Annotated in this window: 8 protein-coding genes and 4 tRNA genes (1 of these 12 running past the window's edge); 11 read left to right on the top strand and 1 reads right to left on the bottom strand. The window is 40.1% G+C overall.

Annotated elements, in window-relative coordinates; genetic code table 11:
- From IGL13_RS12965 to IGL13_RS12950, 4 genes are all read left to right on the top strand, one after another.
- Positions 1-63: transfer RNA gene (locus IGL13_RS12965), tRNA-Gly, on the top strand (it extends 9 nt beyond the left edge of the window).
- A gap of 15 nt (positions 64-78) precedes the next feature.
- Positions 79-164, top strand: a tRNA-Leu gene (locus IGL13_RS12960).
- Between the two features lie 14 nt (positions 165-178).
- Positions 179-252 (top strand) — tRNA-Arg (locus tag IGL13_RS12955).
- An 89-nt stretch (positions 253-341) separates the two neighbouring features.
- A tRNA-Pro gene (locus IGL13_RS12950) sits at positions 342-415 on the top strand.
- Positions 416-460: 45 nt separating this feature from the next.
- Here IGL13_RS12950 and IGL13_RS12945 read toward each other — a convergent pair.
- Positions 461-1,318: a MurR/RpiR family transcriptional regulator gene (locus IGL13_RS12945; protein ID WP_002354705.1), complete on the bottom strand. Its 858-nt coding sequence runs from the start codon at positions 1,316-1,318 to the stop codon at positions 461-463.
- A gap of 145 nt (positions 1,319-1,463) precedes the next feature.
- On the opposite strand from IGL13_RS12945, the gene IGL13_RS12940 reads away from it, so the two are divergent.
- The 7 genes from IGL13_RS12940 (at position 1,464) to IGL13_RS12910 (ending at position 10,926) form a co-directional block, all read left to right on the top strand.
- On the top strand, positions 1,464-2,771 hold the full coding sequence (locus IGL13_RS12940; protein WP_010710243.1) for a PTS sugar transporter subunit IIC: 1,308 nt from the start codon (positions 1,464-1,466) through the stop codon (positions 2,769-2,771).
- Positions 2,749-3,978 carry an aminotransferase class I/II-fold pyridoxal phosphate-dependent enzyme gene (locus tag IGL13_RS12935; protein WP_002398526.1) on the top strand — a complete coding sequence of 410 codons (1,230 nt, stop codon included), beginning with the start codon at positions 2,749-2,751 and terminating at the stop codon, positions 3,976-3,978. Before IGL13_RS12940 ends, IGL13_RS12935 begins: the two co-directional genes overlap by 23 nt.
- Before the next feature lie 303 nt (positions 3,979-4,281).
- The gene (locus IGL13_RS12930) at positions 4,282-4,749 is read left to right on the top strand and encodes a CtsR family transcriptional regulator (protein ID WP_002354715.1); all 468 of its coding nucleotides are present in this window, start codon (positions 4,282-4,284) and stop codon (positions 4,747-4,749) included.
- Between the two features lie 2 nt (positions 4,750-4,751).
- The gene (locus IGL13_RS12925; protein WP_002378875.1) at positions 4,752-7,247 is read left to right on the top strand and encodes an ATP-dependent Clp protease ATP-binding subunit; all 2,496 of its coding nucleotides are present in this window, start codon (positions 4,752-4,754) and stop codon (positions 7,245-7,247) included.
- A 268-nt stretch (positions 7,248-7,515) separates the two neighbouring features.
- Positions 7,516-8,550, top strand: a complete 1,035-nt coding sequence (locus IGL13_RS12920; protein WP_002354721.1) for an FUSC family protein — start codon at positions 7,516-7,518, stop codon at positions 8,548-8,550.
- Between the two features lie 180 nt (positions 8,551-8,730).
- On the top strand, positions 8,731-9,651 hold the full coding sequence (locus tag IGL13_RS12915) for a peptidase U32 family protein (RefSeq protein ID WP_002354722.1): 921 nt from the start codon (positions 8,731-8,733) through the stop codon (positions 9,649-9,651).
- Positions 9,652-9,678: 27 nt separating this feature from the next.
- The gene (locus IGL13_RS12910; protein WP_002368523.1) at positions 9,679-10,926 is read left to right on the top strand and encodes a peptidase U32 family protein; all 1,248 of its coding nucleotides are present in this window, start codon (positions 9,679-9,681) and stop codon (positions 10,924-10,926) included.
- Positions 10,927-10,931: the final 5 nt, after the last annotated feature.

The raw sequence follows: 10,931 nt of genomic DNA, 5'->3' as shown, positions 1-10,931 counted from the left end.
GCTCAGTGGTAGAGCACCACCTTGCCAAGGTGGGGGTCGCGGGTTCGAACCCCGTTTTCCGCTTAGCCAATTCATTACGCCGGGGTGGCGGAACTGGCAGACGCACAGGACTTAAAATCCTGCGGTGAGTGATCACCGTACCGGTTCGATTCCGGTCCTCGGCATTGTTTTATATTTAGCACCCATAGCTCAACTGGATAGAGTGTTTGACTACGAATCAAAAGGTTAGGGGTTCGACTCCCTTTGGGTGCATAGTTGAGTGATTGACTAAGTTTTAAAAAGGTGCACGTGAGTTTCTTTTTAATTCGATAGTCTTTTTTTATTACTTTAACTTCATAGCCCGGGAAGTAGCTCAGCTTGGTAGAGCACTTGGTTTGGGACCAAGGGGTCGCAGGTTCGAATCCTGTCTTCCCGATTGTGAAAAACAGTACTGATCATCAGTACTGTTTTTTTGTTTTGTTTAAAATTTAAGTATCGAAGTAGGTGTATTTTTTTGTGATGTGTAATTCTTATCGAAATTGCGACTAAAAATACAGGAATAAAGGACATTGAGAATATATTCGATGGCTAGTTGAGAGGAAAAGGTTGAGACTTTGAAATCTGCATGTTCAACGTTAGGAATGGGCAAAATCACTGTAGCGTATTTAGCTAATTGGCTGTTCAAGTCTGAAGTAATGGCAATAATCGGGGTGCCTCCTTCTGCAAAAATCCGTGCTTCATTTACGATTTCTGCAGTGTTACCACTGTAAGAGACGAGGATGGCTACGTCATTTTTGGTGGCATTGATGGCTAAATAAAATTGTTCAGCTTGATAAGGGATTAAATGGATAAATAGCTGAATGCGTAATAACTTTGTTTGAAAATCCGTTAAGCGAATGTAGGAGTTACTGACACCCACTGCTAAAATATTTTCAGCGGTTAAAAGTAAATCAATGCTTTTATTTAACATGGCCTCGGTTAATAACTGTTGGGTGGATTGAACAGTTTCAGTCGTTAACTGCGCAATTTTCTTGGCAATTAGTAAATCAGAATCTTGCGCTAAAAAAGGCATATTCGCATCAACATTCCGGATTGCTTGGTAGTGAATTTCTAAGTCGCGGGACAAGCGGATTTTAAATTCTTTGAAACCGCTAGTTTCTGTTTTTTTACACAAACGAACAATCGTGGAGGTTGAAGAGTTGGTGGCTTCTGCTAGTTCATAAATCGACATATGCAGGACTCGTTCAGTATGAGATAAAATAAAATCAATAATTAGCCCTTCGTTATATGTATAGCGTTCTTTTTGTTCTAAACATTCGATTAGATTCAATGGGTTCACCTCTCTGTGGTACTTTGTTTCGCTTTCAGTATACCTTAAGCGTATGAATTATGAAACATAGTTACAGAATCAGTTAGTCGTATTTACATCAGAAAGCGGTTTCTTTATGATGAGGATATCACAAAGGATTAAGGAGAGAAGTGAAATGGATAAGTTAACAAACTGGGTGGAGCAAGCCGTAGTGCCTAAAGTTTCAAGGATTACAAGTTTACGTTATTTTCAAGCCTTAAGAAATGGTTTTTTTGCAATTATGCCGTTAACAATTATTGGATCGATTTTTATGTTGATTACAGATTTTCCAGTAGCAGGGTATGGCGATTTTATGGCTGGAATTTTCGGTGCAGATTGGGCGGATATGATTTCACCCGCTTATCGAGCAACTTTCAACATGATGGGAATTATTTTTGCTGGGACGATGTCCTATAAATTGGCGGAAAGTTACGAAATGGATCGTTTAACTTCATTAATTTTAGGAATTGTTGCTTACGTAGTCGTTTTACCGAAAACGGTGACCACTGAATCAGGCGAAGTTGTGACGAAAGTTTTATCGTTTGATTGGTTAGGAACGCAAGGGGTGATTACGGCCATTATTATGTCAATTCTTTCGGTTGAGTTGACTCGTTTCTGTATTAAGAAAAAATTAGTCATCAAAATGCCTGGCAGCGTGCCTTCTATGGTGAGCCAAGCTTTTAGTGCATTGATTCCTGGGATTTTTGTGGTAGCGGTGGCTTTATTGATTAATGGGATTGGGCTTTCGTTTGCGGATTCCTTCCCGCAATTAATTTATGCGGTGATTCAAGCGCCACTGCAAGGTTTAATCGGAACCCCTTTTGCAATTATTATTGTGGCTGGCTTAAATGGACTGTTCTGGTGGTTCGGGATTCATCCAACTGTCATCAATTCCATGCTATATCCTATTTTATATGCGAATGCAGACAAAAACCAAAGCTTAGCGGAATTAGGACAATTAACTGCTCAAAGTGGCAACTTTGGCACGGTCCAAATGCTCGATCAATTTGCCACAATTGGAGGCGCTGGTTGTACGATTGGCTTGGCTATTGCAATGGCCATCGTCGGACATTCATCTAGAATGAAAGCCATGTCGAAAATTTCGTTTGTTCCAGCATTTTTCAACATTAATGAACCCTTGATTTTTGGACTCCCAGTTATTTTTAACCCTTTATTATTGATTCCGATTGCGGTCGCGCCGATTGTATCGGTCTTGATTGCCTTTCTGTCAATGAAAATTGGGTTCATGCCAATGTTTACAAACATTCAAGCACCATGGGCTACGCCCTTTCTGTTTTCGGGCTTTTTAGTGGGAAAATGGCAAGGTGCAGTGACGCAAGTTTTAGCTGTTGCCGCTAGTGTCGTTATTTATTATCCATTTGTAAAAGCCTTAGATCGACAATATCAAAAAGAAGAAGCCCATGAAGTACCAGAAACATTGTAGAGAAAGAGGAGTGAAGGAAATGCATGTTGAGAATGATAAAAATATTTGCTGTGAAGTGGAAAAAGGAATGGAAAAAATGTATCATCCGATGGTGCCCGAGTTGGTTCAAACCTCTTCCTTTTATTTTCCAACTTACGAAGAATTTATGGCAGCGAGTATAGATGAAAAAAATAATTATGTTTACACACGTGGCACCAACCCCACAACAGAAATTTTAGAGAAAAAAATTGCTCGTTTGGAACGTGGAGAAAAATGTAAAGTTTTTGCCTCAGGAATGGGCGCTATTTCGGCAACGCTGTTTACGTTGCTCCAACAAGGTGATCATGTTTTAATGGTCAATACAATTTATGGAGAATCTGTTTCGTTTGTGCAATATTTAGAGAAATTTGGCGTATCCTTGACCAAAGTAGACGTTGCAGAAACAGAAGAACTTTTTCAATTTGTTCAGGAAAACACCAAAGTCATTTACTTTGAAAGTCCGTCCTCACAAAAGTTTGAACTGCTAGATTTAGAAAAAATAACTGTGTTAGCACAAAAAATTGGCGCATACACTGTCATTGATAACACGTGGGCGTCACCGTTATTTCAGCATCCTTTATGCCATAATGTGGACCTGGTGATTCATTCTTGTTCCAAATATATTGGTGGTCATTCGGATATTGTAGCGGGGGCTGTCATTGGCAAAGCAGCGCTTGTAGATCAAATTTTTGAACATGGTCATCAAGCTTTAGGAGCAGTCAATAGTCCCTTCAATTCTTGGTTAGCGTTACGAGGTATTCGTACCATGCCTGTTCGGTTGGCGCATCAGTCTCAAGCCATCCAAACGGTGCTGTCGGCTTTGCAAAAGGATCCGCGAATCAGTCGATTATATCATCCTTTTGTAGGAAATCAACAACAACAAGCGTTAGCAGAAAAATATTTGACAGGTTATGGCTCATTGTTTGCGATTGATTTAAAAGATACCGATTTTGAACGTTTGAAAACATTTGTGAACGCATTGACGCTGGTCACAATTGGGGTCAGTTGGGGTGGCTTTGAAAGTTTGGCCTTGCCTGTATTCAAAGGCAATAACTTGGCGGCTGTTCAGAAAAGAGGCTTGTCGCCAGCGCACATTCGCATGTACGTTGGTTTGGAAGAGCCAACATCTATTATCGAAGATATTCAACAAGCCTTGGATCAAGCCTATGGCGAAGAATCGCTTTTGTGAGACATTAAGATAATCAGCTGAACAAAAGCAACTCCTTCGGAATTCGCAAGGATAAAACTGTGACGAGCCTTTGGCGAGAAAACAATAAGCCGAAATTCTTGGAGCTAAACACTTTTGTCTCAGCCTCTGTGATTCAATAACATATTTTCATTTTTAGGAGGGGAACTTAAGTCAGTTTGACTGAGGTTGCTCCTCCTGTTTTGCATTTTTTTATTAAAGTCAAAGCGTTCCTCTTTATTTAATAGGCAAAGTTCGATATAATAATGGTCAATATTAGTCAAGAGAGAAGAAGGATGGAAGACTATGAGTAATCAAAATACGTCAGATTTAATCGAGGCTTATTTAAAAAAGATTTTAGAAGAAAGTAATAAAATTGAAATCCGTCGGGCGGAAATGGCTAATTTATTTAATTGCGTTCCTTCACAAATTAACTATGTAATTAATACACGTTTTACCATCCAACGAGGCTACGCAGTTGAAAGTAAACGTGGTGGAGGCGGCTATATTCGCATTGTCAAAGTACAAATTTCAGATAACGATCAATTACTAAAACAAATGGATCAATTGATTGGCGCAACCTTAACAGAAAAAGATGCGCTAACATTTATTCAAACATTGTATGAAGAAGAAGTGATTACGAAAAAGGAAGGCAATTTAATGCTAGCTGCTTTAAGTAAAAGCACATTGAATGGTCTGGGGAATCACGAAGATTTTCTAAGAGCTCAAATAATGCGTTCATTTTTAGAGCGCTTGAGCTATGAGGAGGAATAACTATGGATGAACTATTTACAGAAAGTGCGAAAGCCGTACTGGCGATTGCCCAAGAAGAAGCAAAGTATTTTCGTCACCAATCCGTCGGTTCTGAACATTTATTATTAGCACTCGTTTTAGAACCAAATGGGATTGCCGGAAAAACATTACGACAATTAAATACTGACACAGAAGACATCCGTGAAGAAATTGAGCATTTAAGTGGCTATGGCACCATGCAAAGTCCAATGGGGAATAACAACTTATACTTACCTTATTCACCAAGAGCCAAACAAATCTTTGCCTATGCTGGAGATGAAGCGAAGCGCTTAGGGGCTCAAAAGATTGGTACCGAGCATTTATTATTGGGCTTGTTAAGAGACGAAGAAATTTTAGCGTCTAGAATTTTAGTGAATTTAGGATTAAGCTTATCCAAAATGCGTCAATTATTACTGAAAAAAATGGGCGTTTCCGAACCCAATGGCGCACAACGTCGTCGGAATGGTCAAAATAAAAATGCGCCACAAGGGACGCCAACATTGGATTCTTTAGCAAGAGATTTAACCAAGTTAGCACGAGAACAAAGCTTGGATCCAGTAGTTGGTCGCGGGACCGAAGTCCGTCGTTTAATCCAAATTTTGAGTCGCCGTACCAAAAACAATCCTGTCTTAGTCGGTGAACCAGGTGTTGGGAAAACAGCGATAGCAGAAGGCTTAGCCCAGAAAATTGTCAACCGGGAAGTCCCTGAAGATATGCAAGGCAAACGTTTAATGATGCTAGACATGGGTGCCTTGGTTGCTGGAACCAAATATCGAGGTGAGTTCGAAGATCGCTTGAAAAAAGTTGTCGATGAAATCTATCAAGATGGACAAGTCATTTTATTTATCGACGAATTGCATACCTTGATCGGTGCTGGCGGTGCAGAAGGGGCGATTGATGCTTCAAATATTTTAAAACCTGCTTTAGCACGTGGCGAGTTGCAAACAATTGGTGCGACAACTCTGGATGAATACCAAAAATATATTGAAAAAGATGCCGCTTTGGAACGTCGTTTTGCCCGTATTCAAGTAGCAGAACCAACCCCAGAAGAAGCAGAAGAAATTCTAAAAGGCTTGCGTTCCCGCTATGAAAAACATCATGGCGTAGAAATTACAGATGAAGCTCTACATGCAGCGGTTCAATTATCGATTCGCTATTTAAATGACCGCCAATTACCAGATAAAGCAATTGATTTAATGGACGAATCTGCAGCAAAAGTTCGTTTAGATAAGGCAGATCAACCTTCAGAAATTAATGAATTGCGTACCGAAATTTCTCAATTAATTACGGAAAAAGAAGAGGCCATTCAAAACCAATCATTTGAAAGTGCTGCTCGGATTCGTCAAAAAGAAAAACAAGTGATGGAAAAACTAGAAGAATTGATTGCAGTGAAAGAAAAAAGTCTGTCTGGTTACAGTACACAAGTAACAGAAGAAGACGTGGCTGGGGTTGTTTCACAATGGACAGGCGTTCCTTTGCAGCAGCTAGAGAAGAAAGAAAGCGAACGATTGATGGAATTAGAAACCATTTTACATCAACGGGTCGTTGGCCAAAATGAAGCAGTTGAAGCTGTTTCACGCGCTATCCGTCGTGCGCGTAGTGGCTTGAAAGACCCAGCAAGACCGATTGGTTCCTTCATGTTCTTAGGACCAACAGGGGTTGGGAAAACAGAACTTGCCAAAGCCTTAGCCGAAGCGATGTTTGGCAGCGAAGAAGCTTTGATTCGCGTGGACATGTCTGAGTTTATGGAAAAATACAGCACTAGCCGTTTAATCGGTTCTCCTCCAGGTTATGTCGGCTACGAAGAAGGCGGCCAACTAACTGAAAAAATTCGTCAACGTCCTTATTCCGTTATTTTGCTAGATGAAGTAGAAAAAGCCCATCCAGATGTCTTTAATATTTTATTACAAGTCTTAGATGATGGCCATTTAACGGATGCCAAAGGACGAAAAGTCGATTTTCGTAACACGATTTTAATCATGACCTCCAACTTAGGAGCAACAGCGATTCGTGAAGAAAAACATGTCGGCTTCAATGTGAAAGACATTTCTAAAAATCATGAATTAATGCAAAAACGAATCATGGAAGAATTGAAAAAAGCCTTCCGTCCAGAATTCTTAAACCGAATTGATGAAACGGTTGTATTCCATTCCTTGAAACAAGAGGAAATTCATGAAATCGTAAAAATTATGAGTCAATCTGTCGTGAAACGGATGGCCGAACAAGAGGTTAAAGTGAAAATCACACCAGCTGCAATTGAAGTTATTGGTAAAGTCGGGTTTGATCCAGAATATGGCGCACGTCCAATTCGTCGGGCCTTGCAAAAAGAAGTGGAAGATCGTTTAAGTGAAGCCCTTCTTTCCGGTCAAATTCAGTTAGGGGATAAAGTAACCTTAGGTGCTAGCAAAGGCAAAATTACGTTAAATGTGCGGGCACCAAAAGCACCAAAGACAGAAGCGAAAGAATTACAAACTGTATAGATGAGATGCAAAGGAGGTCGGGACAGAAGTGTTTAACTCCGAGAAATAAGAAGGAATTTCCGAAAATTGTTCTTTAATTTTTGGAGAATTTCGGCTTATTTCCGAAGGGGTTGCTTCTGTTCCCGCCGTTTATCAGTTTTTGAGCGTGGGACAAAAATCCAAAGTGATTTTTGTCCCACGCTCCTTTTTCTATTTTCCAGTGGCGATTTCTTTTTGAGAATTGCCAGATTGATTTTTCTGTGCTACGTTAATAAGGAGGGGTGATGGAATGGAACAATCTTTTTTTCGAGAATTACTACATTATCAGCGTCCAAAGGATAATCCTTTTCGACTAGTGTTTGCTGGCTTGGTTATGTTCAGCATTCTTTTTTTGGGCTATATCAATCATCAATTATTGATTTCAAGCTTTGGCTCGTTAGGTATTTTTACTTTTTTATATTATCAGCCGCTACCATTAAAACAGTTAATGACTCGTTTATCTGTGGTCGGTAGTTACCTTTTTTTAGGAAATTTGTTAGGCATGTTATCGACCCATATTGCATGGCTCATTCCAATTGTTGTTGCACTGGTCGGTTTTGGTGGCCGCTTTTTCTTTGAAGTCTACGATATTTCAAAACCAGGGGCCTTCTTTGGTGTGATGGTGACAGCGATGGGTGCCAGTACGAGCATTCCGTTAGCAAAAATTCCGTTCATGAGTGGCTGTATGTTATTAGGAATTGGCTTTTCTATTTTGTTTGCACTAGTGTTGCATTTTACAGAGAAGGAAATCAGTGCCCCGCTAGCTAAGCGATCATTACGGGAACGAATTTATCGGCATCCAGAAGCGCCATTAGATAGCATATATTATAGCTTTGTCTTATTTTTTGCTGTATATATCAGCGAAAGTTTACATTTACAGAATCCGTATTGGTTAGTCGTTTCCTGTGCATCCATTTTACAAGGAGACAATTTACGTGCGATTAAGCAGCGAAATATTCAGCGAATTTTTGGCACAACGATTGGATTGGTTATTTCCGCTTTTCTGCTTAATTTAGCTTTGACAACTTTTGAATCGATTGTCGTGATTACAATCTTATTTGTGACCGTTGAGTATTTTATTCGTCGTAATTATGGATTGGCGCAATTTTTCACAACGCCTATGGCTCTGATGCTTTCATTGCTCGTTCGTCAGCAGTACGTGATAACGTTGATTCAATTCCGCTTTTTGGGGATTGTTTTAGGCAGCTTGTTAGGCTTAGCGGCAGCGTGGCTATTCACCGTTGTAGTAACGTTTTATGAACGAAAATATCACTTGAACGAGTGACCAAAGAACAGATGACCAGTAATTAAAAAAAAGAACATTTGGTAGGTAAGCGGTTGGCGCTTTTCTACCAAAATTTTTTCGGAAACATTGTGAAAAATGTACGTTTAATACAGATAGGCTCTTTTAAAGTTTGTGAACGTATGATACTATTAAACGGTCATAAAGAAGGAGGCTATATTTATGATTGAACTGATTGCAACTGCAGAATCTGTTGAGCAGGCTGTAGAATTACTCGCAACAGGTGTGGATACATTATATATTGGAGAAGAAACATTCGGGTTGCGTTTGCCCGTATCTTTTACACGAGATGAACAACGCGAGATTGTGAAACGTGCACATGAAATGGGCAAACAAGTGCTAGTTGCAGTAAATGGCATTATGCACCCTGAAAAAATGAAATTAGTCCCAGAGTATCTGACATTTTTAAAAGAAATCAACGTCGATAAAATTACTTTGGGTGATCCAGGTATTGTGTTTATTATGCAACGAGATGGATTAGAAATTCCTTACGTTTATGATGGTGAAACCTTAGTAACGAGCTCACGTCAAATCAATTTTTGGAGTAAACGAGGAGCCATCGGAGCTGTCCTAGCTCGGGAAGTACCTTTTGAAGAAATGGTCGCAATGGAAGAAAACTTAGCAGTTCCAGCTGAAATTCTTGTCTATGGGGCGACGTGTATTCATCAATCGAAACGCCCATTAATTCAAAATTACTACAATTACACAAAGAACGACAAAGGGGTTACTAAAGACGAAGGGCTGTTTATTTCTGAACCCAAAAAACCAGAAACCCACTATTCCATTTATGAAGATAGTCATGGTACGCATATTTTTGCCAATAACGATGTGAACTTGATGAATGAGTTAACAAACTTGTATGACCATCACTATCGTACATGGAAGCTCGATGGCCTTTACACGCCAGGTGAAAATTTTGTCGCGATTGCTCGCTTATTTGCTGAAGCGAAAGCAGCACTTGAAGCGGGAACTTGGTCAGAAGATCAAGCAGCTCATGCAACAGCTGAAATTGAAAAATTACATCCAACAGGTCGTGGCTTAGACAATGGTTTCTTTGATTTAAGTGCCGATGCAATAAAATAAATTGATTCATTTAAGGGGAAGAAGAACATGAAAGTAATGACAGAACGAACATTGAAGCGTCCCGAGGTGTTGGCTCCAGCCGGGACGCTAGAAAAACTAAAAGTCGCAATTCGTTACGGTGCCGATGCCGTTTATATCGGAGGGAATGCCTACGGTCTGCGTAGCCGCGCAGGAAATTTCACGCCAGAAGAAATGGCGGAAGGCGTAGCCTTTGCCCGCGAACATAATGCGAAAGTTTATGTCGCTGCCAATATGGTCACTCATGAAGGAAATCAGGAAGGGGCAGGAGCGTTTTTCAGAGAATTGCGAGACATCGGAATTTCAGCTGTGATTGTTTCCGATCCAGCTTTAATCGAAATTTGTGCGACAGAAGCACCAGGTTTACCTATCCATTTATCGACACAAGCTTCAGCAACCAACTATGAAACATTAGAATTTTGGAAAAATGAAGGCTTAGAACGTGTGGTTTTAGCGCGCGAAGTTTCAATGGAGGAAGTTGCAGCGATTCGTGAAAATACGGACATTGAGATTGAAGCCTTTATTCATGGAGCAATGTGTATTTCATATTCAGGACGTTGTACTTTATCCAACCATATGTCGATGCGGGATGCCAATCGTGGCGGTTGCTCTCAATCTTGTCGCTGGAAATACGAGTTATTTGATATGCCTTTTGGGACAGAACGTCGGAGCAAAACCAGTGAAGGGGAAGTTGAAGAAGAGTTTTCAATGAGTGCCGTAGATATGTCTATGATTGAACATATTCCAGAATTAATTGAAAATGGTGTCGATAGTTTTAAAATTGAAGGTCGCATGAAATCCATTCACTATGTTTCGACAGTCGCTAATGTGTATAAAAAAGCCGTCGATTCTTACATGGAAGACCCTGAAAACTATGTCTGCCAACAAGAGTGGATTGATGAATTATGGAAAGTAGCACAACGTGAATTAGCAACTGGTTTTTATTACAATACACCAAGTGAAAATGAACAATTATTCGGCGAACGTCGTAAAATTCCACAATATAAATTTGTTGGTGAAGTGATTGCGTACAACGAAAAGACGCAAGTCGCAACGATTCGTCAACGGAACCTTTTCAGTGTCGGCGATGAAATTGAATTTTATGGTCCCGGGTTTACCCATTTCCACCAAACCGTTAAAGAGATGTATAATGAAGACGGTGAAGCGATCGATCGGGCACCTAATCCCATGATGTTATTAACAATGGAAGTGACGCAACCTGTTGCAGTCGGCGATATGATTCGTAAGAAAAAATAAACCAG

This window comes from Enterococcus sp. DIV1937, from assembly GCF_050535975.1.
GTDB lineage: Bacteria > Bacillota > Bacilli > Lactobacillales > Enterococcaceae > Enterococcus > Enterococcus faecalis.
This window is presented reverse-complemented; position numbering and strand designations above follow the sequence as displayed.

Excerpts from the sequence above, each read along its gene's own strand:
- IGL13_RS12910 (WP_002368523.1), top strand. The coding sequence starts at position 9,679 with ATGAAAGTAATGACAGAACGAACATTGAAGCGTCCCGAGGTGTTGGCT.
- IGL13_RS12930 (WP_002354715.1), top strand. The coding sequence starts at position 4,282 with ATGAGTAATCAAAATACGTCAGATTTAATCGAGGCTTATTTAAAAAAG.
- IGL13_RS12935 (WP_002398526.1), top strand. The coding sequence starts at position 2,749 with ATGAAGTACCAGAAACATTGTAGAGAAAGAGGAGTGAAGGAAATGCAT.
- IGL13_RS12940 (WP_010710243.1), top strand. The coding sequence starts at position 1,464 with ATGGATAAGTTAACAAACTGGGTGGAGCAAGCCGTAGTGCCTAAAGTT.
- IGL13_RS12915 (WP_002354722.1), top strand. The coding sequence starts at position 8,731 with ATGATTGAACTGATTGCAACTGCAGAATCTGTTGAGCAGGCTGTAGAA.
- IGL13_RS12920 (WP_002354721.1), top strand. The coding sequence starts at position 7,516 with ATGGAACAATCTTTTTTTCGAGAATTACTACATTATCAGCGTCCAAAG.
- IGL13_RS12925 (WP_002378875.1), top strand. The coding sequence starts at position 4,752 with ATGGATGAACTATTTACAGAAAGTGCGAAAGCCGTACTGGCGATTGCC.